The 23,074-nt window shown below is 74.0% G+C and carries 21 protein-coding genes and 1 tRNA gene; 10 read left to right on the top strand and 12 right to left on the bottom strand.

Features of this window, described 5'->3' with window-relative positions; genetic code table 11:
- Positions 1–209: 209 nt before the first annotated feature.
- Positions 210–470: a mycoredoxin gene (locus GD880_RS16355; RefSeq protein ID WP_152232680.1), complete on the bottom strand. Its 261-nt coding sequence runs from the start codon at positions 468–470 to the stop codon at positions 210–212.
- Positions 471–612: 142 nt separating this feature from the next.
- On the opposite strand from GD880_RS16355, the gene GD880_RS16350 reads away from it, so the two are divergent.
- The 3 genes from GD880_RS16350 (at position 613) to GD880_RS16345 (ending at position 3,544) form a co-directional block, all read left to right on the top strand.
- The gene (locus tag GD880_RS16350) at positions 613–2,649 is read left to right on the top strand and encodes an ATP-dependent DNA helicase UvrD2 (protein ID WP_152232679.1); all 2,037 of its coding nucleotides are present in this window, start codon (positions 613–615) and stop codon (positions 2,647–2,649) included.
- 268 nt (positions 2,650–2,917) lie between these two features.
- Positions 2,918–3,052 carry a hypothetical protein gene (locus tag GD880_RS21070; RefSeq protein ID WP_264372295.1) on the top strand — a complete coding sequence of 45 codons (135 nt, stop codon included), beginning with the start codon at positions 2,918–2,920 and terminating at the stop codon, positions 3,050–3,052.
- Between the two features lie 117 nt (positions 3,053–3,169).
- A complete protein-coding gene (locus GD880_RS16345) occupies positions 3,170–3,544 on the top strand; it encodes a WhiB family transcriptional regulator (protein ID WP_319593270.1) in 375 nt (124 codons plus the stop codon).
- A 17-nt stretch (positions 3,545–3,561) separates the two neighbouring features.
- Here the strand turns inward: GD880_RS16345 and GD880_RS16340 are convergent, their stop codons facing one another.
- Both GD880_RS16340 and GD880_RS16335 read right to left on the bottom strand, forming a co-directional pair.
- Complete coding sequence (locus tag GD880_RS16340) at positions 3,562–4,692, bottom strand: ThiF family adenylyltransferase (RefSeq protein ID WP_193314566.1); 1,131 nt, start codon at positions 4,690–4,692, stop codon at positions 3,562–3,564.
- 225 nt (positions 4,693–4,917) lie between these two features.
- Positions 4,918–6,426 (bottom strand): zinc-dependent metalloprotease, encoded by a 1,509-nt coding sequence (locus GD880_RS16335; protein ID WP_152232677.1) that lies wholly within the window; start codon positions 6,424–6,426, stop codon positions 4,918–4,920.
- A gap of 211 nt (positions 6,427–6,637) precedes the next feature.
- On the opposite strand from GD880_RS16335, the gene GD880_RS16330 reads away from it, so the two are divergent.
- Complete coding sequence (locus tag GD880_RS16330) at positions 6,638–7,849, top strand: YlbL family protein (RefSeq protein WP_226909740.1); 1,212 nt, start codon at positions 6,638–6,640, stop codon at positions 7,847–7,849.
- 13 nt (positions 7,850–7,862) lie between these two features.
- On the opposite strand, the gene GD880_RS16325 is transcribed toward GD880_RS16330, so the two are convergent.
- Positions 7,863–8,423, bottom strand: a complete 561-nt coding sequence (locus GD880_RS16325; RefSeq protein WP_152232675.1) for a PPA1309 family protein — start codon at positions 8,421–8,423, stop codon at positions 7,863–7,865.
- 271 nt (positions 8,424–8,694) lie between these two features.
- Here GD880_RS16325 and GD880_RS16320 point away from each other — a divergent pair, with 271 nt between their 5' ends.
- Positions 8,695–11,715, top strand: coding sequence for a UPF0182 family membrane protein (locus tag GD880_RS16320; protein WP_226909739.1), 3,021 nt, complete (start codon positions 8,695–8,697; stop codon positions 11,713–11,715).
- A gap of 159 nt (positions 11,716–11,874) precedes the next feature.
- Here the strand turns inward: GD880_RS16320 and GD880_RS20435 are convergent, their stop codons facing one another.
- On the bottom strand, positions 11,875–12,138 hold the full coding sequence (locus GD880_RS20435; protein WP_193314565.1) for a hypothetical protein: 264 nt from the start codon (positions 12,136–12,138) through the stop codon (positions 11,875–11,877).
- A gap of 519 nt (positions 12,139–12,657) precedes the next feature.
- On the opposite strand from GD880_RS20435, the gene GD880_RS16310 reads away from it, so the two are divergent.
- The 3 genes from GD880_RS16310 to mgtA all read left to right on the top strand — a co-directional run bounded on the left by GD880_RS16310 (position 12,658) and on the right by mgtA (position 16,882).
- A tRNA-Met gene (locus GD880_RS16310) sits at positions 12,658–12,734 on the top strand.
- Between the two features lie 312 nt (positions 12,735–13,046).
- Entirely contained in the window at positions 13,047–13,994 is a 948-nt protein-coding gene (locus GD880_RS16305) for a VOC family protein (RefSeq protein WP_226909738.1), read from the top strand.
- Between the two features lie 146 nt (positions 13,995–14,140).
- Positions 14,141–16,882 (top strand): magnesium-translocating P-type ATPase, encoded by a 2,742-nt coding sequence (gene mgtA / locus GD880_RS16300; RefSeq protein ID WP_152232672.1) that lies wholly within the window; start codon positions 14,141–14,143, stop codon positions 16,880–16,882.
- Here mgtA and GD880_RS16295 read toward each other — a convergent pair.
- The 6 genes from GD880_RS16295 to GD880_RS16270 form a co-directional block, all read right to left on the bottom strand.
- Entirely contained in the window at positions 16,870–17,499 is a 630-nt protein-coding gene (locus GD880_RS16295; protein ID WP_152232671.1) for an OmpA family protein, read from the bottom strand. The two genes, mgtA and GD880_RS16295, sit on opposite strands and share 13 nt — an antisense overlap.
- Positions 17,496–18,086 (bottom strand): hypothetical protein, encoded by a 591-nt coding sequence (locus tag GD880_RS16290; RefSeq protein ID WP_152232670.1) that lies wholly within the window; start codon positions 18,084–18,086, stop codon positions 17,496–17,498. Before GD880_RS16290 ends, GD880_RS16295 begins: the two co-directional genes overlap by 4 nt.
- Before the next feature lie 155 nt (positions 18,087–18,241).
- Positions 18,242–18,736: a dihydrofolate reductase gene (locus tag GD880_RS16285; protein ID WP_193314564.1), complete on the bottom strand. Its 495-nt coding sequence runs from the start codon at positions 18,734–18,736 to the stop codon at positions 18,242–18,244.
- Entirely contained in the window at positions 18,736–19,548 is an 813-nt protein-coding gene (locus tag GD880_RS16280) for a thymidylate synthase (RefSeq protein WP_152232668.1), read from the bottom strand. Before GD880_RS16280 ends, GD880_RS16285 begins: the two co-directional genes overlap by 1 nt.
- A gap of 148 nt (positions 19,549–19,696) precedes the next feature.
- The gene (locus GD880_RS16275; protein ID WP_152232667.1) at positions 19,697–20,158 is read right to left on the bottom strand and encodes an Hsp20/alpha crystallin family protein; all 462 of its coding nucleotides are present in this window, start codon (positions 20,156–20,158) and stop codon (positions 19,697–19,699) included.
- A 200-nt stretch (positions 20,159–20,358) separates the two neighbouring features.
- Complete coding sequence (locus GD880_RS16270) at positions 20,359–20,805, bottom strand: Hsp20/alpha crystallin family protein (protein ID WP_152232666.1); 447 nt, start codon at positions 20,803–20,805, stop codon at positions 20,359–20,361.
- A 257-nt stretch (positions 20,806–21,062) separates the two neighbouring features.
- Between GD880_RS16270 and GD880_RS16265 the strand changes: the two genes are divergently transcribed.
- Positions 21,063–21,650: a GNAT family N-acetyltransferase gene (locus GD880_RS16265; RefSeq protein WP_264372294.1), complete on the top strand. Its 588-nt coding sequence runs from the start codon at positions 21,063–21,065 to the stop codon at positions 21,648–21,650.
- 21 nt (positions 21,651–21,671) lie between these two features.
- Here GD880_RS16265 and GD880_RS16260 read toward each other — a convergent pair whose 3' ends face one another.
- Complete coding sequence (locus tag GD880_RS16260; RefSeq protein ID WP_152232665.1) at positions 21,672–22,226, bottom strand: HdeD family acid-resistance protein; 555 nt, start codon at positions 22,224–22,226, stop codon at positions 21,672–21,674.
- Positions 22,227–22,462: 236 nt separating this feature from the next.
- Here GD880_RS16260 and GD880_RS16255 point away from each other — a divergent pair, with 236 nt between their 5' ends.
- Positions 22,463–23,041 carry an Hsp20/alpha crystallin family protein gene (locus GD880_RS16255; protein WP_226909737.1) on the top strand — a complete coding sequence of 193 codons (579 nt, stop codon included), beginning with the start codon at positions 22,463–22,465 and terminating at the stop codon, positions 23,039–23,041.
- The last annotated feature ends 33 nt before the right edge of the window (positions 23,042–23,074 follow it).

Raw genomic sequence — 23,074 nt, 5'->3', positions numbered from 1 at the left:
GCGCCGTCAGCCCGCGATCCCGCTCCTCCGTGAGCCATCGGGGCGCCCTTCCCGTTCTCGCCCTCGAGCACTGTGGTGATGAACGTTACTCGGGCGACCTGGGTGCGTCAGGCCCGGCCGGACGCGGCGCGGAGCCGACGAACCCCGCACCCCGGGCGGGGTGCGGGGTCGGTCCGGCCGGGCGATCGCGGGCCGGGCAGGGGCGTGGGTCAGTTCCCCAGGCGCTTGACGACCTCGGCGAGGGAGGGGTTGGTCGCCGCCGTCCCGTCCGGGAAGACGACGGTCGGCACGGTCTGGTTGCCGCCGTTGACCGACTCGACGAACGTGGCAGAGGCCTCGTCCTCCTCGATGTTGACCTCGGTGTAGGGAATGCCCTCGCTCTCCAGCTGGCTCTTCAGCCGGCGGCAGTAGCCGCACCAGGTGGTCGAGTACATGGTGATCGTGCCGGCCTCGGGTGCCTGCGTCGTCATGGAGCGCTCCTTCCTGTCGTTGCGGGTTCAAACGCCCGCACTGACCCGATTCTTCCGCGGGCCGCGGCGCGCCGCAGTGAGGAGCCTCACGACGCGGGGACGGGCGCCGGGCGTGTCGGTGGCGGCTGAGAGACTGGGCGGGATGAGTACTGAAGAGCTGCTGGCCGCGTTGGACGACGACCAGCGCGCCGTGGCCGAGCACCTGACCGGGCCGCTGTGCGTGCTGGCCGGAGCGGGCACGGGCAAGACCCGCGCGATCACCTACCGCATCGCGAACGGGGTGCGGTCCGGGGTCTACAACCCCCAGACGGTCCTGGCGGTGACCTTTACCGCCCGCGCGGCGGGGGAGATGCGCTCGCGGCTGCGGGACCTCGGGGTCGGCGGGGTGCAGGCGCGCACCTTCCACGCCGCCGCGCTGCGCCAGCTGTCCTACTTCTGGCCGACGGCGATCGGCGGCCAGGTCCCGCGGATCGCCGAGCACAAGGCCTCCCTCGTCGCCGAGGCGGCCGGGCGCCTCGGCCTGGGCGCCGACCGGGTCGCCGTCCGCGACCTCGCCGGGGAGGTCGAGTGGGCCAAGGTCTCCCTCGTCACCGCGGAGGACTACGCCGCCAAGGCGGCCCGGCTCGGCCGAGAGGGCGCCGCGGGACACGACCTGGCCACCGTCGCGCGGCTGCTGTCGGTCTACGAGGACGTCAAGAGCGAGCGCGGCGTCATCGACTTCGAGGACGTGCTGCTCCTGCTGGTGGGCATCCTGCTCGAGCGGGAGGACGTGGCGGCGCAGGTGCGCAGCCAGTACCGCCACTTCGTCGTCGACGAGTACCAGGACGTCTCCCCGCTCCAGCAGCGCCTGCTCGACCTGTGGCTGGGCAAGCGGCGCGAGCTGTGCGTGGTCGGGGACGTCTCCCAGACCATCTACTCCTTCACCGGCGCCACCCCCAACTTCCTCACCGACTTCCCGCGCCGCTACGACGGTGCGCAGGTGGTCCGGCTCGTCCGCGACTACCGCTCCACCCCGCAGGTGGTCGACCTGGCCAACCGGGTCCTCGCGCGGGCCGGGCGGCACCGGTCCTCGGCCGCCGTCGAGCTCGTCGCCCAGCGGCCGTCCTCCGTTCCCGTGCGGTTCGAGACCTACGACGACGAGCTCGCCGAGGCCCGCGGCGTCGCCGAGCGCATCGGCGCCCTGCAGCGCCAGGGGCTGTCCCTCAGCGAGATCGCCGTCCTGTACCGCACCAACAGCCAGTCCGAGGCGATCGAGCAGGCGCTGGCCGACGCCGGAATCGGCTACCTCGTGCGCGGGGGCGAACGGTTCTTCTCGCGCCGGGAGGTGCGCGAGGCGATCGTCATGCTGCGCGGGGCGGTGCGTGCCAGCGCCGACCAGCCGATGCCGGAGGCGGTGCGCGACGTGCTCGCCTCCGGCGGCTGGACGCCGGAGCCGCCGGCGGCCCGCGGGGCGGTGCGCGAGCGGTGGGAGTCGCTCAACTCCCTGGTCAACCTCGCCGACGACCTGCACGCCACCCGCGGCGCCGACATGGCCGGTCTGGTCGCCGAGCTCGACGAGCGCATGGCCGCGCAGAACGCCCCCACGGTGGAGGGGGTGACCCTCGCCAGCCTCCACGCGGCCAAGGGCCTCGAGTGGGACGCGGTGTTCCTCGTCGGTGTGTCGGAGGGGTTGCTGCCCATCTCGCTGGCCGAGGGCGAGGAGGCGGTCGCCGAGGAGCGGCGCCTGCTCTACGTCGGCATCACCCGCGCCCGCGAGCACCTCCAGCTCTCCTTCGCCCGCGCCCGCACCGTCGGTGGGCGGGCGTCCCGCAAGCGCTCGCGCTTCCTGGACGGGGTGTGGCCCGACGGCGGGGACGGTGTCCGCGGGGGTCGTCTCTCACGCCGGGCCGCGGCGCGGGCACGCACCGAGACCTTCGCCGCCGAGAACCCTGCGGACCTGGAGCTGTTCGAGCGGCTGCGCAGCTGGCGCGGCGAGGTCGCCAAGGCGGTGAGCAAGCCGGCCTACACGGTGCTGCACGACACCACGCTGCAGGCGATCGCCACCGCGAAACCGAAGGACCTGCGCCAGCTCGCGGTGCTGCGGGGCATCGGCGCCACGAAGCTCGAGGCCTACGGCCCGCAGGTCCTCGCCGTCGTGCGCGGGGAGGACGTCGACGTGCAGGAGTGGCTCGCGCGGTGACGCAGGCCCCCCGCACGGGTGGCGCCAGCACGGCGCCCCGCCGCGGATGCCCACCGGGCCGCGGGCACCGCGAGCAGGGGTGCCGCACCGCTTCGGTCTCATCCCCGGGGATGACCGCACTCCTCCGCGCGGGTGAATTGTGGGCGAATTCGGAAAAAGAGATTGCCCTCACGATCGGGCGCCCTCTAGGCTCCTTCATGTCCGAGTCGACCGGATCCCGCCTAGCCAGCATCATGGGGTCCCCGCTGCTGAGGGAGGTGCCAAGGAAGTGATCAAGGAAATGTTTGCCGTGTGCACGCCGGCGATTGACGATCACACCCCCCTCCTCGGCACCGCCGTGGCGAAGGTGCGTCGTCGCACCGCGCCCATCGGCACCTCCCAGGGGACCGCCCACCGGATCTAGGACTGCACCAGCTGCACGTTCACCGGCCGCGGAACCCATCGGGTCCGCGGCCGCCGTCATCTCGACGGGCCGCGGGCCACGACCCCGGAAGACGTGAACGAAAAACCAGGAGCACTCGTGCAGCTCACCAGCCTTCTCGACCAGATCAGCCAGGGCGCGTCCATGTCCTGGCCCGCGACGCCCGAGTCCGACGCGGAGCGGCGCCTGGCCGGCGACGCCGGCTGGGGCCTGTTGTCCACCCCGACGTCGCCCGGGGGCACGCCCTGCCAGGAGGCCGCGGACAGCGACCTGTGGTTCGCCGAGCGCACCGCCGACGTCGAACGCGCCAAGACCCTGTGCCGCACCTGCCCGGTGCGCGAGGCGTGCCTCGCGGGGGCCCTGGACCGCAACGAGCCGTGGGGCGTCTGGGGCGGCGAGGTCTTCCAGGACGGTGTCGTCGTCGCGCGCAAGCGGGGCCGGGGCCGCCCGCGGAAGGACGAGTCGGCGGCGTGACCACGCGGCGGGCGGCCCTAGCTGCCCGCCGCCGCCTTCGGGCTCGACCGCCGGCCGGGCGCCGACGAGGTGTCCGGCCGTTGGTGTTCGTCCGGTCCCGCTGTGCCGCTGACCGCCGCCGCGTCGCGACGGCCCCGCCGCCGGCGCATCGGGGCGGCGTCCGTCTCGCAGGTGCAGTCCGGATGCGCGCTCCACACGCGCACCACGGGCTGCGGGCTGAGCGCGTCGACCGTGAGGGTCGCTCCCGCCACCGCCACCTCGCGCCCGTCCACCGCCGCGAGGACCTGGTGGGCCGCCAAGGCCGCACCGAGCGTCGCCAGCGTGGCCTCCGTCGGCGCGGGGGCGGCCGCGAGCAGCTGGGTGGCCACGGCGGGCCACGCCGGGTCGGCGTCCGTGCGGTGCAGGTCGACGCACCGGGTGCACGGGCCACGGCCGGGCACGACGAGCGGGCCCACGGCGACCTCCACCTCGCCGACGACGACCGGGAGGTGGTTGACGGCAGCCCGGCGCAGGTTCGCCAGCCGCACCGGGTCGGCCACCGCCGTCGCGACGACGACCACGACGTCGGGCCGCGCGCCCGCCGGCGCCGAGGTACGGACGTGGGGGTGCACCGAGCGCAGGTGACTCACCGCCTGCTCGGCGCGCCGCCCGCCGACGTCGCGCGGGTGGTAGGGGCCGACGTCGGCGTCCTTCACGAGCGCGTCGTCCTCGGCGAGCACCGCGCCGATCCCGGCGCCGGCGAGCGCCATGGCGAGCGTGAGCCCCAGCCGGTCCAGGCCGAGGACCCCGACGCTGGCCCGTGCCCTCGCGTCGAGCACCGCGGCGCCGTCGCCGTCGGGGCGCAGGCGGGACCAGTAGGCCACCTCGGGACGAGGTTCCACCAGGGGCCACGCCGGCCGGGGGCGGGGATCAAGCACGTGCGCGGCCTCCAGCTCGGCGACCAGCTCACGGACGCGCTCGGGGGTGACGCCCGCCGAGCGGCCGAGGCGGAGGAGGTCGGCCTCCGTCGGTGCCCGCACCAGGGCCTCGAGCACGCGCTGCTCGGCGGGGGTGAGGCCGCGAAGCAGCACCGAGCATCGGGGGTCCACGCCGACCTGGCTCTCGCCGGCCCCTCGCCACAGCACCGTCAGGCCAGGACGCAGTCGCACGGCAGCTCCCCTCCCCGCCGGTCCGGTGACCGGCCCGTGCCGAGCGTGGCACGGGGCGCCGACCGCGTGGGGGATGCGCGCGGGGCGCTGTGGACACGGCGCACCCCGGGGTCGGGTGGGCGGTTGGGCGCCGTCGTCGTCCCGGGGTGTGCGCGTGCGTGGGTCGGCGTGTGCGGTGGGCCCGCGCCGCCGGGCTACGCGGGAGCGGGCCGGCCCGCCGTCGGGCTACGCGGGAGCGGGCCCGCCCGGGCGGTCGGACTCGGCCGGGCCGGCGTCGCCGCCGTCTCCCTCGGCACCGGGAGCCCCGGGCGGCCGCTCGTCGGGGGTGTCCGTCCCGGGCTCGCCGCCCTGGGGCAGGGTGCCCGCGAGCAGCGCGGCCAGGGCCGCGTCGACGTCCTGCTCGGCGGCGCGGGCGGCCTGGCGGCCGGCGACGAAGCCCTCCGGGTTGTCCAGCTCCTCCGGCGTGGGCATGAGATCCGGATGCGACCACAGCCGGTCCCGGTCGGCGATGCCGCGGGCCGCGCCGAGCCGCGCCCACAGCGTGGCCGCCTCGCGCAGCCGCCGCGGCCGCAGCTCCAGGCCGACGAGCGCGGCGAAGGTCTGCTCGGCCGGGCCGCCGGTGGCCCGGCGGCGGCGCAGCATCTCGCGCAGCGGCACCGCGTGGGGCAGGTGCGGGGCGACCGCCTGGGCGGTGACCTCCTCCACCCAGCCCTCCACCAGCGCCAGCGCCGTCTCCAGGCGCACCAGGGCGCTCTTCTGGGCGGGGGACTGCTCGAGGGCGAAGACGCCACCGGAGAAGGCCTCGCGCAGCTGCTCGGGGTCGGTGGGGTCGATGCTGCGGACCGCCTCCTCCATCGCCTCGGTGTCGATGGTGATCTCGCGCGCGTAGGACTCGACGATCCCGAGCAGATGCGCCCGCAACCACGGCACGTGGGCGAACAGCCGGGCGTGCGCCACCTCGCGCACGGCGAGGAAGAGCCGCACCTCCTCGGCGGAGGCGTCCAGGCCCTCGCTGAACTCGGCGACGTTCGCCGGCACGAGCGCGGAGGTCGGCGTCTCGACGAGAGGCAGCCCGGTGTCGGCGGGGCCGAAGGCCTCCCGGGCGAGCGTGCCCACCGCCTGGCCCACCTGCATGCCGAAGACCGCCCCGCCCAGCTGGCGGAGCATGCCCTGCGCCGCGCCCATCTGCTCGGCCATCGCCCGGATCTCCGGGGGCATCTGCTCGCTCTGGGCGGAGATGGTGTCCACCAGCGCCTGCGCCACGGACGCGGCCACCGGCTCGGACAGCCGCTTCCAGGTGGGCAGGGTCTGCTCGACCCAGTCCGCCCGGCTCCACGCCTCGTGACGCCCGCCGGCCGGGGCCAGCTCCGTGGCCGTGTCCAGCCACAGGTCCGCCACGGTCAGGGCGGAGCGGACCTGCTCGGCCTGCGCCGCGGTCACGGCGGGGTCGCCGCCGGCGTGCGCCGTCTGCCGGGCCAGGTTCTGCGCAAGGTTCCAGTTGACCGGGCCGCCGCCACCGGAGGCGAGCAGCTGCTGCATCTGGTTGAGCATCATCATCAGCTGGTTGCGGTCGGTGGGCAGTCCCGCGGCGCGCGACATCGCCTCGGGGTCGAGGCCGCTCGCGCGCATCGCGCGCATGGCCTCCTCGGCCGCCTCGGGTCCCATCATCGAGCGCAACAGCTCCTCCCAGCTGTCGGGCTCGCCGCCGCCCGGGCGGGTGGGGTCCTGGCTCATGAGAGTGCTCCTCCGGTCGTGGACCACCACGGTAACCGGCGGCGGTGACGCCGGGCAGGGCAGGGGGCGTCGTGGCGGCGCCGGTTCGCTCACGGCGCACGACGGCGGCCGGTGTGGTCCACGGCCGCACCGGCCGGCGCCCGGACCCTCACCCCGGACGGCGACGGTCTGCGTCCAGGAGACGTCCAGGCGGGTGCGGCATGATGAGCCGGTGATTCTTCCCGGCCGCCGCACCGCCGACCGGCGCGGGCCCGACATCCTCCCGGCGGGCGGTGCCACCCCGCACGGAGTGGGGCCGGCCCCGGAGAGCGTGGAGGACGCCCCGCTGGTCTCCCGCCGGTCGGTCACCCTGGTCGTGGCCGGTGCGCTCCTCGCGGTGCTGATCCTGGTCGCCGTCGTCGTCCCGCTGCCGTACGCGATCGAGCGACCCGGCCCCACCGTGAACACCCTCTCCGAGGTCGACGGCAAGCCGCTGATCACCGTCGACGGCGCGCCCACCTACCCGACCAGCGGCGAGCTGCGGCTGACCACGGTGTCGGTCTCGGGCGGCCCGGGCTACCCGGTGACCGCGGCCGACGTCGTGGCCGGCTGGCTCTCGAGCGACGAGGTCGTCCTGCCGCGCGAGGCCCTCTTCCCCGCGGGCAGCACCCGCCAGTCCGTCGACGAGCAGGCCGGCGCCCAGATGACCTCCTCCCAGACGAACGCCACGGTCGCCGCGCTCGAGGAGCTCGGGCACAAGGTGCCGATGGTGCTCACCGTCCAGGAGGCCGCCAAGGGCTCCGGCGCCCAGGGCATTCTCCTCGCCGGCGACGTCATCACCTCCATCCAGCCCGCCGGGGGCCCGCGCACCGACGTGCAGACCTTCTCCGACCTCGCCCACGTGCTCGCCGCCACGGCGCCGGGCACCACCGTCGCCGTCGGCATCCGCCGCGACGGGCAGGCCCGCACCGTCGACGTCCCGACGATGGCGCTACCGGTGGACCGGTCCACCGCGGACGGGGCGGCGCCGCACGAGGGCAGCATCCTCGGCGTCGTCCTCAAGCCCGACGTCCAGCTGCCCATCGACGTCCATTTCGACATCGACAAGATCGGCGGGCCCAGCGCCGGGACGATGTTCGCCCTGGGGATCATCGACGTCCTCACGCCCGGGGAGATGACCGGCGGGAAGGACATCGCCGGCACCGGCACCATGAACCTCGCCGGCGAGGTCGGCGCCATCGGCGGTATCCAGCAGAAGCTCGTCGCGGCTCGCCGCGACGGCGCGGAGTGGTTCCTCGCCCCGCGCGCCAACTGCGGCGAGGTCCGCGGCCACGTGCCCGACGGCCTCCACGTCGTGTCCGTGGCGACCCTCGCCGAGGCTCACAAGGCGGTCGAGGAGATCGGGGCGGGCGACGGCGCGAGCCTGCCGACCTGCGCGGGCTGACCGGCGCCGGCGCTCAGGCGAACGTCGCCCGCAGGGCCTCGACCAGCCCGGGCACGGCGTCGGGCGAGCCGGCGACGGCGTCGTCGGCGTCGTGGCTGCGGGTCCGCAGGGCGCACCAGGACTCGCCGGTGCGCAGCACCCCCGCGGCCATGCGGACGTCCTCGCGGTCGGGGTGGTTCATGAGGTAGTCGACCGCGGCCTGCGGGTCCGCCGGCATCCCCGACTCGGCCTCGGGCGGCACGACCATCCGCTCGACGACGACGGCCGCGCCGTCGACGGCGTCGGGCCAGGACAGGTGCCCGAGCAGCTCCTCGAGGGTGTCGGCATCGGGCAGGCCCTCCTGCTGGACGCTGGTGAGGTGCTCGGGGTCCTCGGCCGCCAGGCGGAGAGACTCGGCGGGCAGCTCCGCCGCCAGCCCGGGCGTCCGGGCCAGCGCGTCGGCGGTGCGCACCAGCGCGAAGACGAACACCGGGCCGTCCCACCCCAGCGAGGCCACGTGGCGTTCGACGTCGAGCACCGCCGAGCGCAGGGCATGGACGCGGGGGGTGGGGGACGTCGCCGGCTGCTCGCTCATGACCTCATGATGGCGCACGGTGACCCGCGAGCCGGCGCACGGCCATCTGCGAGCCGGCGCACGACCACCCGTGAGCCGGTGCACCGCCACCCGGGAGCCGGCGTCAGGGTAGATGACCGTGCACCCTGCCGGGGCGGGTGCGGCGTGTGGGAACCTTGTCCCGGGACCGGACGTTGCACGAAGAGGGCGTGTTCGCCCGCCTCGGGGCCTGCCAGTCCGCGTCTCGTCCCGACATCGTTGTTCCCGCTCGACCGACCTGAGGTGCTGCTCCGTGACGACCGCATCCGTCCCCCGTCCGCCCGGCCCGAGAAGGGAGCACCGCCGCGGGGCGCTCGTCCCCACCATCGTGGTCCTCGCCGTCCTGGCCGCCATCATCATGGCGATGGCTCAGGTGTGGACGGAGGTGCAGTGGTTCCAGCAGCTCGGCTTCACCAGGGTCCTCGTCACCGAGTGGGTCACCCGCCTGGTCCTCTTCGTCCTGGGCTTCGTCGTCATGGGCGGCGCGGTGCTGCTCAACCTGCACCTGGCGTACTCGCGCCGCGAGATCTACCCGCCGACGACACCGGAGGAGCGCAACCTCGACCGGTATCGGGAGAGTGTGGAGCCGCTGCGGAAGCTGGTGATGATCGGAGCCCCGATCGTCCTGGGCCTCTTCGCCGGCGCGAGCCTGGCCAGCCAGTGGCGCCCGGTCCTCACCTGGATCAACCATGTGCCGTTCGGCACCAAGGATCCGCAGTTCGGGCTCGACATCGCCTTCTTCGTCTTCACGCTGCCCGTGGTGCGTTCGCTCGTCTCCTTCCTCATGACGGTCGTGTTCATCGCGGCCGCGGCGGCAGTCATCACCCACTACCTCTACGGCGGCATCTCGCTGGCGCCGCGCCAGCAGAAGATCACGCCGGCGGCCCGCGTGCACCTCGCGGTGCTGGCCGCGATCTTCTCGCTGCTCATCGCCGCGAGCTACTGGCTGGACCGGTACTCCCTGCTGGTCGGCAACGGCGGCCGCTTCGCCGGGGCCTCCTACGCCGACGTGCACGCCACCCTGCCCGCCAAGGCGATCCTCGCTGGCATCGCGGTGATCGTGGCGATCCTCTTCGTCGTCACCGCCTTCCGCGGCACCTGGCGGCTGCCGGTTGCCGGCATCGGCCTGATGATCCTCTCGGCGATCGTCGTCGGCTCCGCCTACCCGGCGATCGTCCAGCGCTTCCAGGTCGACCCCAACGCCCAGGAGGTCGAGAAGCCCTACATCCAACGGAACATCGACGCCACCCTGGCGGCCTACGGGCTGAAGGACGTGGAGGTGCAGACCTACTCGGCCACCACCCAGGCCGAGGCCGGGCAGCTGCGCCACGACAGCCAGTCCACCGCCTCGATCCGCCTGCTCGACCCGAACATCGTCTCGCCGACGTTCAACCAGCTCCAGCAGAACCGCCAGTACTACGGCTTCAACGAGACCCTCGCCGTCGACCGCTACCAGATCAACGGGCAGAGCCAAGACACCGTCGTGGCGGTGCGCGAGCTCAACCAGGACGGCCTGGGCCAGAACCAGCGCACCTGGGTCAACGACCACACGGTCTACACCCACGGCTACGGCGTCGTCGCCGCCTACGGCAACAAGGTCTCCACCGACGGGCGCCCGGCCTTCTTCGAGCAGGGCATCCCCAGCACCGGCGAGCTGGGCAGCTACGAGCCCCGGGTCTACTTCGGCGAGAACAGCCCCGAGTACTCCATCGTCGGCGCGCCGGAGGGAACCAAGCCCTGGGAGCTCGACTACCCGGACGACTCCGCCCCCAACGGGCAGGTCAACAACACCTACACCGGCAACGGCGGACCCTCGGTGGGCAACTTCTTCAACAAGCTGCTCTACGCGCTGAAGTTCGGCGACATGCAGATCCTCTTCTCCGACCGCGTGACGAGCGACTCCCAGATTCTCTTCGACCGCGAGCCGCTCGACCGGGTCGCCAAGGTGGCGCCGTTCCTCACGCTCGACCAGCGCGCCTACCCGGCCGTCGTGGACACGGACGGCAACCCGAACACGCCCAAGCAGCTGGTCTGGATCGTCGACGGCTACACCACCACGAACGACTACCCGTACTCCGCCCGCGAGTCGCTCCAGGAGGCGACCACCGACTCGCTGACCAACGCGACCGGGGCGCCCGCGCCGGCGGGTGTGGCACCCGAGCAGGTGAACTACATCCGCAACTCGGTCAAGGCCGTGGTCAACGCCTTCGACGGCACGGTGACGCTGTACCAGTGGGACAACAACGACCCGGTCCTCAACACCTGGAAGCACATCTTCCCCAACGAGATCAAGCCGATGAGCGACATCAGCGGCGACCTCATGGCGCACCTGCGCTACCCCGAGGACCTCTTCAAGGTCCAGCGTCAGCTGCTCGCCTCCTACCACGTGACGGACGCGGCTTCGTTCTACTCGGGCTCCAACTTCTGGAACATCCCCAAGGACCCGAACGTCAACAACGTTCCGCAGCCGCCGTTCTACCTGACGATGCAGATGCCCGGGCAGGACTCCGCACAGTTCTCGCTCACGTCGAGCTACATCCCCGGCGGTCAGACGGAGCGCAACATCCTCACCGGGTTCCTCGCCGTGGACTCCGAGACCGGCAACGACCCGGGCAAGGTGCGCGAGGGCTACGGCAAGCTGCGGCTGCTCGAGCTGCCCAGCACCGTCACCGTGCCCGGCCCGGGCCAGGTGCAGAACAACTTCAACTCCAACCCGACCGTCTCCACGGAGCTCAACCTGCTGCGCCAGGGTGGGTCGGACGTGAGATTCGGCAACCTGCTGACGCTGCCTGTCGGCGGCGGCCTGCTCTACGTCCAGCCCGTCTACGTGCAGTCCGCGGCGGGCACGTCCTACCCGCTGCTGCAGCGTGTGCTCGTGGCCTTCGGTGACGAGATCGGCTTCGCCTCCACCCTGGACGAGGCGCTCAACCAGGTCTTCGGCGGCAACTCGGGCGCCGCGGCCGGCGACGCCGGCCAACAGCCCGCGGCCCCGCCGGGACAGGGGCAGGGGCAGGGGCAGCAGCCGGGCACCAATGTGCCGGCGGACGCCCAGGCGAGGCTCAACCAGGCCCTCTCCGACGCGCAGAAGGCGCTCGCGGACAGCAACACGGCGCTGTCCCAGGGCAACTGGGGCGCCTACGGCGACGCGCAGAGCCGGCTGAGCAAGGCCGTCTCCGACGCCCTGGCCGCCGAGCAGGAGATCGCCGCGGCCACCGGCGGCAAGGCGCCTGCCCCCGCGCCCTCGGCGACGCCGACGCCGGCGGCCGCCGGCTAGGGGCTGACGGCGGTCCGCTGAGGCGGTTCCGCCCGGCCGTGACCACCGAGGGGTCGTCCCATGCGGACGGCCCCTCGGTGCGTCCCCGGACAGCTGCCACGCCAGGCACGTGGCGCTGGCCGCCGTCGGCCGATCCCGGGTGGACCGGCCCGCTGCCCCTCAACACAGGTCGATCTCGGCGGTCAGGTCGACGGAACTGACCTCCTCGAGCTGTGCGAGCGCATCCGCGGCGCCCTGCCGCAGGAACCCGCAGGCAGTGACGGGCCAGCGCGGCCGGACGGCGCCGCCGCCGGCGTCGACCAGATAGATCTGCGGCTTCGACTGCCACACCGCCGGGCACGGGCGGCCGTCCTCGGCGTCGGACGGCCGTGCGAGGGCGGTCAGCAGGGGCGAGATGTCACCGGCAAGCGTCACCTGCTCCACCGTCGCAGTCGTGGGCCTACGGTCGTGAGATGCGTCGGCCGCGGGCGCGCTGGGAAACGCAGGAACGGTGGGGACGACCACGCGGGGCTCCGGCTCGACCGGGGACAGCGGACCTGGTCGGCACAGGACCACCTGAACCGGCTCGAACCCCTCCGGCACTGCGCCGGAACGTGATGCCGCGGGTGCGGACCCCGCCGGCTCCACGCCGACGAGCTCGAGCAGGACTTCCCTGGCGAGGCAGTCGGGACCGCCACGCGCCACCTCGGCCACCACTCGGGCCTCCAGCGGCGGCGCAGGATTCACACCCGACCCGCCGGAGCCCGCGAGAAGAGCCGCGGTCACGGCGGCCAGGACTACGGGGCCGGCCGGTCGAGCGCGCCAGCTGGTGCCCATCCGGCCTCCTCCGACGCCTCCCTGCCTGCCAGTGCCGTGACCGTACGGCGCCTGCCCCTGTGTGAGCGATGGCACGTCACGCGATTTGCCCCAGGACGTCACCGCGACGTAACCTGTTCAGGCCGACGCGGGGTGGAGCAGCTCGGTAGCTCGCCGGGCTCATAACCCGGAGGTCGCAGGTTCAAATCCTGCCCCCGCTACCAGTGGTAGTTGACCAGAAAGCCCGCTCATCATTCCGATGAGCGGGCCTTCTGCTGTTGTCGGAGACCGCACGACGGCCAGGGGTGTCGCTGCCGATGAGTGCCGGACGGCGGGGGGGGCCGGCCCGATGGACGGCGGACGGCGAAGGGTGTCGCTACAGGCGCGCCGCGGCGCGCGCCCCGGGCGAGCGTGAGGGAGGCGGCGGAGGAGACGCGGCTCACCCCGCAACGCGTGGACCGTTGGGTCCCAGTCGGAATACTCTGACGACGGAGCAAGTTGAAGCGTCAAGTAATCGCCGTCCCCGAGGAGCAGCCATGACCCAGATCCCCAACCTCCAGCCCACTGCCGCGGTCTCCGGGCCGGCCGACGACCTGCTGCCCGCCGACACCGCCATGGGGGCGGTCACGCTCCTGGTCGGCGACCTCGACCTCATGACCCGGTACTACCGCGACGCCGTCATGCTGACCGTCCTGGCCGCGGAGGGCAACGAGGTCACCCTCGGCCGCCACGGCGTGCCCTTGCTCGTGCTGCGCCACGACCCCTCGCTGCCGGCGGGCTCGCCCCGCAGCGCCGGCCTGTTCCACACCGCGATCCTGTTCGAGGACCAGTCCGCCCTGGCCGCCGCCCTCGCCTCCGTCGCCGTGCGCGCCCCGGGTACCTTCGCCGGCGCCGGCGACCACGACGTCTCCGAGGCCTTCTACTTCACCGACCCCGAGGGCAACGGCCTGGAGCTGTACGCCGACCGGCCCCGGGAGACCTGGGAGTGGACCAACGGCCGCGTGAAGATGGGGACGAACTGGCTCGACCCGAACCGGTTCCTCGCCCAGCACCTCACCGACGCCGCGCGCGAGCTCATCGCGACGGCCGAGCCCACCATCCCGACCTCCCCGGCCTCCGGCCTGGCGGGCGCGGTCGTCGGGCACGTGCACCTGCAGGTCGGCGACGTGCCCACGGCCCGTGACTTCTACGTGCGCAAGCTCGGCTTCGAGGAGACCACGAGCCTGGGCAACCAGGCGCTGTTCGTCTCGGCCGGCGGCTACCACCACCACATGGCCATGAACACCTGGAACAGCGCGGGCGCCGGCCCGCGCGTGCCGGCCCTCGGGCTCGGCACGGTGGACATCGTCCTGCCCACCACCGAGCAGGTGAACGCCCTCTCGGCACGGATGGGTGAGCAGGGCGTGGCGGTGCGTCACGACGGCGCGGTGCTGCGGGTCGACGACCCGTGGAACAACCTCATCGAGGTGCGCGCCGCGGCCTGAGGCCGTGCCGGTGGTGGCGGCCTGAGGGCCGGAGCCGTGCCGGTGGTGGCGGCCTGAGGGCCGGAGGTGTGCCCGTGGCGCCCTGACCGGGCCGGGGGGCCGTCCGTCCCGCCCGCGGCCGACGGCGCGGGGTTAGCCTGGCGGCGATGGGGGTGCCCATGGTCGCCAGGTCCGTCACCGCCCCCGCCGAGCCGCCGGGGCTCGCCGTCGGGTCCGCCGCCGCCAAGACGGCCGAAGAGGTCCTGCGCGACCTGGGAACCGACCGCGCCGGTCTGTCCGGGGCGGAAGTCGCCCGGCGCCGCATTCGCGTGGGGCCCAACGCGGTCCGCTCGGACCGCGCCCGCCTCGCCCCGCTCGTGGTGCGCCAGCTGCGCTCGCCGCTCCTGCTGCTTCTCGCCGTCGCGGCCGCGCTGTCGTTCTTCCTCGGCGAGCGCACCAGTGCCGTCATCATCGGCGTCATCCTCGTCTTCTCGGTCGGCCTGGGCGTCGGCAACGAGTTCCGGGCGGCGCGGGCCGCCGAGGCGCTGCACGCGCAGATCCGCCACCGGTGCGTGGTCCGGCGCGAGGGGCGGACGGCGGCCGTCGACGTCACCGAGCTGGTCCCCGGCGACGTCGTCGAGCTCCGGCTCGGCGAGGTGGTCCCGGCCGACCTGCGCCTGCTCGAGGTCACCGGCCTCGAGTGCGACGAGGGGGTGCTCACCGGGGAGTCGGTGCCGGTGGCGAAGTCGGTCGTCCCGGTCCCGGACGGCGTCGCCCTCGCGGACCTCGCCAGCGCCGCGCTCATGGGCACCGTCGTCCACGCCGGCTCCGGGCTCGGTGTGGTGGTGGCCATCGGCGCCGGGGCGGAGTTCGGCCGCATCGCCGCCGGCCTGACCGAGGGTGAGCCGGAGACCGAGTTCCAGGTGGGGCTGCGCCGGTTCTCCCTCCTGCTGGTCCAGGTCGGCGCCGCCCTGACGGTGGCGATCTTCGTGACCAACGTGCTGCTGCAGCGGCCCATCCTCGACGCGCTGCTGTTCGCCCTTGCCATCGCGGTCGGGATCTCCCCGCAGCTGCTGCCCGCGGTGGTCTCCACCTCCCTGGCCGCCGGCTCCCGGCAGCTGGCCCGCAGCAAGGTGCTCGTCAAACGCCTGGTGTGCATCGAGGACCTCGGGGACATCGAGGTCCTCTTCACCGACAAGACCGGCACGCTCACCGAGGGCCGCATCGGTTTCCTCCGCGCCGTCGGCCCCGGCGGCGCCCCCAGCGCGGAGGTGCTGCGTCTCGGCCTGCTCTGCAGCGACCCGGACGTGGCCGGCGCCGACCGCGGCGGCGGCAGCGCCCTCGACGCCGCCCTGTGGGCGGGCGCCGCCGACCAGGTGGACGAGCTGGCCCGCTACCGGCGGCTCGCCGCCGTGCCCTTCGACCACGACCGGCGCCTCGCCTCCGTCCTCGTGTCCGACGGCGACGGCGTCCCCACCCTGATCACCAAGGGCGCCCCCGAGGGCGTGCTCGAGCGCTGCGCGGAGGTGCCCGCCGCCGCCCGCGGGGTCCTGGACGCCGAGTTCGGCGCCGGCGGCCGCGTCGTCGCCGTCGCCACCCGGCCGCTGCCCGGCCGCGCGGCCATCGGGCCCGAGGACGAGCGCGAGCTGACGCTGCGCGGCTTCCTCGTCTTCCTCGACGCCCCCAAGGCCAGCGCGCCCGGGGCGCTGGAGCGCCTGGCCCGCCTGGGGGTGACGGTCAAGGTCGTCACCGGCGACAACGCCCAGGTCGCGGCCCGGGTCTGCGAGCAGCTCGGCCTGCCCGTGGCCGCCGTCGTCACCGGCGGCGAGCTCGACGCCACCGACGAGGCGCGGCTGCCCGCCCTCGTGGCCCGGACGACGGTGTTCGCGCGGGTGAGCCCGGCGCAGAAGGCCCGCATCGTGCGCGCGCAGCGCAGCACCGGCCTCGACGTCGCCTTCCTCGGCGACGGCGTCAACGACGCCCTGGCCCTGCACGCCGCGGACGTGGGGATCTCCGTCGACTCCGCGGCCGACGTGGCCAAGGACGCCGCCGACATCATCCTGCTGGAGAAGGACCTCGACGTCCTCGCCGACGGCGTGGTGGACGGGCGCCGCATCTTTGCCAACACCATCAAGTACGTGCTCATGGGGACGTCGAGCAACTTCGGGAACATGTTCAGCGCGGCGGGCGCCTCGGCCCTGCTGACCTTCCTGCCGATGCTGCCGACCCAGATCCTGCTCAACAACCTGCTCTACGACGCCAGCCAGCTCGCGATCCCCACCGACCGCGTGGACGCCGAGCAGCTGGCCCGGCCGGCCCGGTGGGACGTGGGGTTCATCCGCCGCTTCATGCTGTTCTTCGGGCCGATCAGCTCCGTGTTCGACTTCCTCACGTTCGGCGTGATGCTGTGGGTGTTCCACGCCGGGCCCGCGCTGTTCCGCACCGGGTGGTTCGTCGAGTCGCTGGCCACCCAGTGCCTCGTCATCTTCGTCATCCGCACCCGCCGGGTGCCGTTCCTGCGCAGCCGCCCGAGCCTGGCCCTGACGGCGGCCATGTTCGCCGTCGTCGCGCTGGGCGCGGTCCTGCCATACCTGCCCGTGGCGCCCGCCCTCGGCTTCCGGCCCCTGCCGGTGGGCTTCTTCGCCGTGCTCGTCGTGCTGGTCGTGTGCTACCTGGGCCTCATCGAGCTGGGCAAGGTGTGGTTCTACCGCGCGCTGCCGGGCGCGCCGGCAGCGCGGGTGCGCCGCGAGGGGTACCGGGTGCTGCGCCGGTCGCGGCGCTTCTCCTCCCGGCGTGCGGCCCCCGGGCGTGCCGCGGGCCGGCGCCGGCGACGTCGTCCGGCCGGCGCCGCCACCGTCGCCGCGCCCGTCGCCGCCCGGGACGGCGAACCCGGGCGTCAGCCGGTGTAGACGATCTCCACGCGGCGGTTCGCGGCGCGGGTGGCGGGGTCGTCGGCGCGCTCGGACACGGCCGGCCGGGTGGCCGCGAAGCCCGCGACCTCCAGCTGGAGGTCGGGCCGGCTTGACCGCAGCACCTCGGCCACCGCCTCGGCGCGGCCGGTGGAGAGCTGCTGGTTGTCCACGGCGCCCTGGACGGAGTCGGTGTGCCCGTGCACCTGCACCGCGGCGCCCTGCGGCACCTGGGCGACGAGCTCGCCGATCCGCGCCGCCGCCGTCTCCGGCAGGTCCGCGCTGTCGGGGGTGAAGAGGATGTCCGTGGCGAGGGTGATGGTGGTCTTCCCCGCCTGGGTCTCGACCTGCTCGACCGAGCGCACCGTGCCGGCCGGGTCCCACTGGATGACCGTGCCGGCCGGGTCCCACGCGATGACCGAGGCGGCCAGCAGCTCGGGCGTGGGATCGGGCAGCTCGTCGGGGCCGGCGAAGCCGGCGGCCGGCGGTGCGAGCGTCGCGGCGAGGACGACGGCGAGGGCTGCCGCGGCGCCGCCTCGGGTGGCGCGGCCGGCGCGGGACCGGTCGCGCCGGCGCCCGCGCGGTGCCCACCACCGCGGCGAGGGCGCCGCGCTCATCGGGTGATCGGGACGTCGGTGAACTCGGGCAGCTCGTCGAGCACCCGGACGTCGACGGTGTCGATGTCGTCCTGCGGGGCGGCGTACCCGCCCCACCACAGCACCGGCTGGCCGTTGGTGGCCTCCGTGTGGACCTGGTCGGCGGCCCAGTCGGTGGTGACGTTCTCGCTGAGGATCGTGTACTCCTTGAGGTTCTCCCGGTCCATCAGGCTCGGGTCCCACGCGGCGCCCACCATGTCGAAGACGGAGATCGGCTCGTCCTTGGGGTGGTCGGCGAACTCCGGGGTGAAGAAGAGGTTGAGGACCATCACGTCGCCCTTGACCACGAGCGAGTGCACCCCGACGGTGACCTTGTCCTCGCTGCCCGGCACGGTGTACGTCTGCTCGGCGATGACGTCGGCGGGGTCCAGGTCGTCGACGCCGGCCCCGGACGCCGGGGCGGCCTTCGCGCCGTCCTTGGCCGCGCCGTGCGAGGCGGCGGTGGACGCCGCGTCCGCGGGGGCGTCCGCCGAGGACGAGCAGGCGCCCAGCAGGGCCACGGTGAGGGCGGTGGCGCCGAGCAGGGCGGCGCGACGGACGGGTCTCATCGACTCTCCAGATTCAGGACGGCATCTTCTGAAACCGGAGCATATCCGGCAGGCGCGGCGGACCGGCCGCGCGACCGGGGGCGTGCGCCGGCGCCGCGGTGCCCGGCCGCCGCGTCGGCGAAGCAGGCTCAGAGGCGCCGGCGGAACGTGGTGGCTCAGCCGCGCCGGCGGAACGTGGTGATGCGGTAGCGCAGCCCGGTGCGCGAGGTGTGCCAGCCGCGGTCGGGGTCGGCGGCCTCGATCTCCCACACGGTGTCGTCGATGGCCGGGGCGCGGGCGTCGCCGTCGACGGCGAGGTCGATGTCGGTCACGACGAGCCGGCCGGCCCGGGGGAGGGCCTGGGCGAAGATCTGCCCGCCGCCGATGACCCAGCCGTCCTCGCCGGCCAGCCGCAGCGCCTCCTCGAGGGTGCCGACGACGTCGGCGCCCTCGGCCGTGAACCGGTCCTGGCGGGTGAGGACGATGTTGCGCCGGCCCGGCAGCGGCCGGAACCGCGGGTCCAGCGCGTCCCAGGTGGCCCGCCCCATGACGACGGCGGAGCCGGACGTGGTGCGCTTGAAGTGGGCGAGGTCCTCGGGCAGGTGCCAGGGCATGGCGCCGTCGGCGCCGATGACGCGGTCGTGGGCCTGGGCCCAGATCATCCCGAGCATCACACCGCCACCGGCGCCTTGATGGCGGGGTGGTGCCGGTAGTCGACCACCTCGACGTCGTCGAAGGTGTAGTCGAACAGCGAGGGCGCCTGGCGGAGCTGGAGCGTGGGGAAGGGGTAGGGCTCGCGGGTGAGCTGCTCGGTCACCTGCTCGACGTGGTTGTCGTAGATGTGGCAGTCCCCGCCGGTCCAGACGAAGTCGCCGACGTCGAGGCCGACCTGCTGGGCGATCATGTGGGTGAGCAGTGCGTAGGAGGCGATGTTGAACGGCACGCCGAGGAAGAGGTCGGCGCTGCGCTGGTAGAGCTGGCAGGAGAGCCGGCCGTCGGCCACGTAGAACTGGAACAGCGCGTGGCACGGCATGAGCGCCATCTGATCCAGGTCCGCGACGTTCCAGGCCGAGACGATCATGCGGCGGGAGTCGGGGTTGGACCGCAGGGTGTCGAGGACCTGCTGGACCTGGTCGATGTGGCGCCCGTCCGGCGCCGGCCACGAGCGCCACTGCACCCCGTAGACGGGTCCGAGCTCGCCGTCGGGCCTGGCCCACTCGTCCCAGATGTGCACGCCCTTGTCCTGCAGCGGGCGCGCGTTGTGCTCCCCGCGCAGGAACCAGAACAGCTCCTCGGCCACCCCGCGCAGGAACACGCGCTTGGTGGTGATGAGCGGGAACCCCTCGGTCAGCGGGAAGCGCATCTGGTGCCCGAAGACGCTGCGGGTCCCGGTGCCGGTGCGGTCGCTCTTGGGGGTGCCGTTCTCCAGGACGTGGCGGAGCAGGTCCTCGTAGGCGGTGTTGACGCGGGGCTGGGGGGTCACGGGTGCATCGTAGGCGGAGTGCCGAGCGGGACGCGGACCACGGGCGACGGCACGGCTCGCGTCCCTGGCGTCCGAACCGGGGGGAAGGACCGCGGCGCCCGCGAAAGGGCCGGGCGGGACGAACCCGCCCGGCCCCTGGCGCGTGCCGTCAGCTGTCGGTGCCGCTCGCGGCGCCCTCGATCGTGCGCGCGGACCCCTGCTCCAGCGTGGTCCGGCCGCCGCTGTGGGCGACCTGGATCTTGCGGGGCTTGGCCTCCTCGGCGACGGGGAGGGTCAGCGTCAGCACGCCGTCGGCGTAGGTGGCGTCGATGTGGTCGGCGTCCACCCGCGGGCCGAGCGTGAGCTGGCGGGCGAAGGTGCCCGTGGGGCGCTCCCGGGAGAGCCACTGCACGCCCTCGGCGACGTCGGCGGCCCGCTCGGCGCGCACCGTCAGCGTGCGCTCCTCGACGTCGAGGTCGAGGCTCTCCGGGCGCACTCCCGGCAGGTCGATCTTCGCCACGAACGTGTCGCCGTCGCGGTGCAGGTCCATGGGCATCGGGTGCGTCGTCGGAGCCTGGCGCAGCACGGTGTCCAGCAGGCGGTCCATCTCACGGAACGGGTCGGTACGCATCGGTGTCACCTCCAGAGTGGCGGCCCGGGGTGCCGGGCCGGTCCGGCCGGTGCCGGCCGGGACGGTTCCTGTCCTGTCACTGCTCCTCGGTGGGCCGAGCCCGGGGCGGGCCCTTCGTGCGTCACCGAGACGTCGGGTCTCCTCGGTGCTGCACCCCGGGGCTCGGCGGCCCCGGCCGCGCGGGCCGGGACGTGGGCGTCTCAGATGGACGCGGCCTCCTCGCTCGATCCGGTCTCCACGGAGGCCGGCCGGCCGGTGTGGGCGACCTGGATCTTGCGGGGCTTGGCCTCCTCGGCGACCGGGATGGTCAGCGTGAGCACGCCGTCGGAGTAGGCCGCCTCGATCCGGTCCAGGGCCAGGCCCTGACCGAGCGAGAGCTGCCGGGCGAAGGTGCCGGTGGGCCGCTCGTGGGTCAGCCACTGGAGGTCCTCCGCCTCCTCGCGCCGCCGCTCGGCCCGGATGGTCAGGGTCCGGTCCTCCACGTCGATGTCGATGGTCGCGGGGTCGACGCCGGGCAGGTCGACCTTGGCGACGAAGACCTCCCCCTGGCGGTAGAGGTCCAGGGGCAGGCCGGGGGCCGCGGGAACCTGGCGCACGTTCGACAGCCAGCGGTCCATCTCCCGGAACGGGTCGTAACGGGTAGCCATGAATACCACCTCACTCCGTGCGGCCCGGGCCTTCCGGGCCGTGTCGCCGCCGGCCCGCATCCGGTGGGGCCGGCGGTCTTCGTGACACCCGTTTTAGCACTCGGACCCGGGGAGTGCTAGCGGTAGATCGCTCTCGGCGTAAAAGTTGAGCCGCCCACGCTCAACCCACTGCTTATCCGTTGCCACAGTGCCGTTTTCTCGGGGGCACGCGCCGCGCGTCTTGGTCCGCCGCGGGCGGCTCGGGCAGGATCCTCCCCGTGACCGGAACCCCCTTCGCCGCCAAGCCGACGCTCGTGGGCGCGCGCGTCGCCCTGCGGCCCTTCCGCGACGACGACGTCGCGGCGATGGCCGCCGCGATCGCCGATCCCGAGGTGCGCATCCTCACCGGCAGCGCGTCCAGCACCACCGAGGCCCAGGCCGACGACGGCCGGTTCGGCGACCTCGCCGCCTGGTACTCCACCCGGGGCGCGCAGGAGGGCCGCCTCGATCTCGCCGTCGAGGACCGGCGCAGCGGCCGGTGCGTGGGCGAGGTGGTGCTCAACGAGTGGGAGCCGGCCAACGCCGCCTGCAACTTCCGGATCCTCATCGGCCCCGACGGCCGGGGCCGCGGGCTGGGCACCGAGGCGACGACCCTCCTGCTCCGCTACGCCTTCGCGGACCTCCGGCTGCACCGGGTCTCGCTGGGGGTCTACGCCTTCAACCCCCGCGCCCGGCACGTGTACGAGAAGGCCGGCTTCGTCGTCGAGGGGGTGGACCGCGAGGCGCTGCTCTTCGACGGCCGGCGCGTCGACATGATCCGCATGGCCGCGCTCGCGCCCGAGTGGAGCGCCCGGCCGGGCGCGTGACGCCGCCGGCCGGGCGCGCCCTCAGGTCGCCGCGCCCAGCCGCATCCCGCCGGCCGGGGCGCTGCGCACCCGCCCGGCCACGAGCATCGTGAGTCCCTCGACGAGGATCTGGATGCCGATGAGCACGCCGAGCAGCGCGAGCGAGGCGGTGCTGAGGTTGAACAGCACGTACAGCCCGAGCAGCACCGAGATGATCCCGCTGACGAGCAGCAGCCAGCGCGCCTCGGCGAGCTGGAAGGCGAAGACGACCCGCACCAGACCGCCCGCGAGGAACAACGAGCCGGCCAGCAGGGTGAGCGTGGCCGCACCGATCGCGGGGTTGCGCAGCGTGAACACGCCCAGCACCACGAGCAGCCCCCCGCCGAGCGCCGCCGACCAGAATCGGCCCGAGCCGATCCGGAAGAACGCGCCGAGGAAGAGCGCGAGGCCCGCGCACACGGCGATCCAGCCCAGCAGCAGGATGGACGCCTTCGTCGCCAGAACGGCGTTGCCGAGCACGAACAGACCAGCGAGGAGCAGCAGGATGCCGAGAACGACGTCCCCGGCGGTGCGGCGTCGCTCTGGGGTGGTGGTCATGGTCGTTCCCCCAATTCCCTCGAGTCGGGCCGGCGCCCGGTCGGCCCGCCGGCACATCGTGGTCACGGCGCGGGGAGTCCTGGAGCCAGTGCACCACGCCCCCCGCGTCCTGCGCGAGTGCCCGACGGCGCGCGTGCCCGGCGCCGACGATCGACCCTTGCACCGGGACTCGCGCGGGCGCACGGTAGACGGGCCGGGTCACCTCGGCCCGGCTTGACCGGTCAAGGAGGATCGCGATGAGCACGGAGTCCGCACAGCCTCCGGGCGCCCCACAGCCGCCGCTCGGCGGGGGACAGGCCCCGGGCGGACAGCAGCCCGCCTCCCCCCAGCAGGGCCAGGAGGAGACGGGTCGCCAGATGACCCCCGCCCGCTGGTCGCCCCGTGAGCTCGCGGAGCACCTGTGGGGCGGCTGGCCGCCCCGCTGGGACTGGCCGTTCGGCGAGGCGGGGTGGCCCTTCCGCGAGGCCGGCCGCCCGGCCGGCGCGCCGATCCGCGTCGAGGAGGTCCGGGAGGGCGACCAGCTGGTCGTGCGCGCCGAGCTGCCCGGTGTCGACCCGGAGAAGGACATCGACGTCACGGTCGACGAGGGCGTCCTGACCATCCGGGCCCACCGGCAGGAGCGGACCGAGGACCGCCAGGCCGACAGCTACCGCAGCGAGTTCCGGTACGGGCGGTTCGAACGGCAGATCCGCCTGCCCAAGGGCACCAGCCCGGACGTCGTCTCGGCCAGCTACCGCGACGGGTTGCTCGAGGTGCGTCTGCCCGTTCCACCCGAGGCGCCCTCGGCGAGGCGCATCGACGTCCAGCGCAGCTGACGGCGGCCGGGGGCCGGCTTCCGCGGGGAGGAC

Source organism: Georgenia ruanii, from assembly GCF_009193175.1.
Classification (GTDB): Bacteria; Actinomycetota; Actinomycetes; order Actinomycetales; family Actinomycetaceae; genus Georgenia; species Georgenia ruanii.
This window is presented reverse-complemented; position numbering and strand designations above follow the sequence as displayed.

What these genes read in the sequence shown, in the direction of transcription:
- GD880_RS16255 (WP_226909737.1), top strand. Translation starts at nt 22,463, where the DNA reads ATGAGCACGGAGTCCGCACAGCCTCCGGGCGCCCCACAGCCGCCGCTC.
- GD880_RS16290 (WP_152232670.1), bottom strand. Translation starts at nt 18,086, where the DNA reads ATGAGACCCGTCCGTCGCGCCGCCCTGCTCGGCGCCACCGCCCTCACC.
- GD880_RS16275 (WP_152232667.1), bottom strand. Translation starts at nt 20,158, where the DNA reads ATGCGTACCGACCCGTTCCGTGAGATGGACCGCCTGCTGGACACCGTG.
- GD880_RS16335 (WP_152232677.1), bottom strand. Translation starts at nt 6,426, where the DNA reads ATGAGCCAGGACCCCACCCGCCCGGGCGGCGGCGAGCCCGACAGCTGG.
- GD880_RS16350 (WP_152232679.1), top strand. Translation starts at nt 613, where the DNA reads ATGAGTACTGAAGAGCTGCTGGCCGCGTTGGACGACGACCAGCGCGCC.
- GD880_RS16270 (WP_152232666.1), bottom strand. Translation starts at nt 20,805, where the DNA reads ATGGCTACCCGTTACGACCCGTTCCGGGAGATGGACCGCTGGCTGTCG.
- mgtA (WP_152232672.1), top strand. Translation starts at nt 14,141, where the DNA reads ATGGGGGTGCCCATGGTCGCCAGGTCCGTCACCGCCCCCGCCGAGCCG.
- GD880_RS16355 (WP_152232680.1), bottom strand. Translation starts at nt 470, where the DNA reads ATGACGACGCAGGCACCCGAGGCCGGCACGATCACCATGTACTCGACC.
- GD880_RS16295 (WP_152232671.1), bottom strand. Translation starts at nt 17,499, where the DNA reads ATGAGCGCGGCGCCCTCGCCGCGGTGGTGGGCACCGCGCGGGCGCCGG.
- GD880_RS16260 (WP_152232665.1), bottom strand. Translation starts at nt 22,226, where the DNA reads ATGACCACCACCCCAGAGCGACGCCGCACCGCCGGGGACGTCGTTCTC.
- GD880_RS16285 (WP_193314564.1), bottom strand. Translation starts at nt 18,736, where the DNA reads ATGCTCGGGATGATCTGGGCCCAGGCCCACGACCGCGTCATCGGCGCC.
- GD880_RS16305 (WP_226909738.1), top strand. Translation starts at nt 13,047, where the DNA reads ATGACCCAGATCCCCAACCTCCAGCCCACTGCCGCGGTCTCCGGGCCG.
- GD880_RS16325 (WP_152232675.1), bottom strand. Translation starts at nt 8,423, where the DNA reads ATGAGCGAGCAGCCGGCGACGTCCCCCACCCCCCGCGTCCATGCCCTG.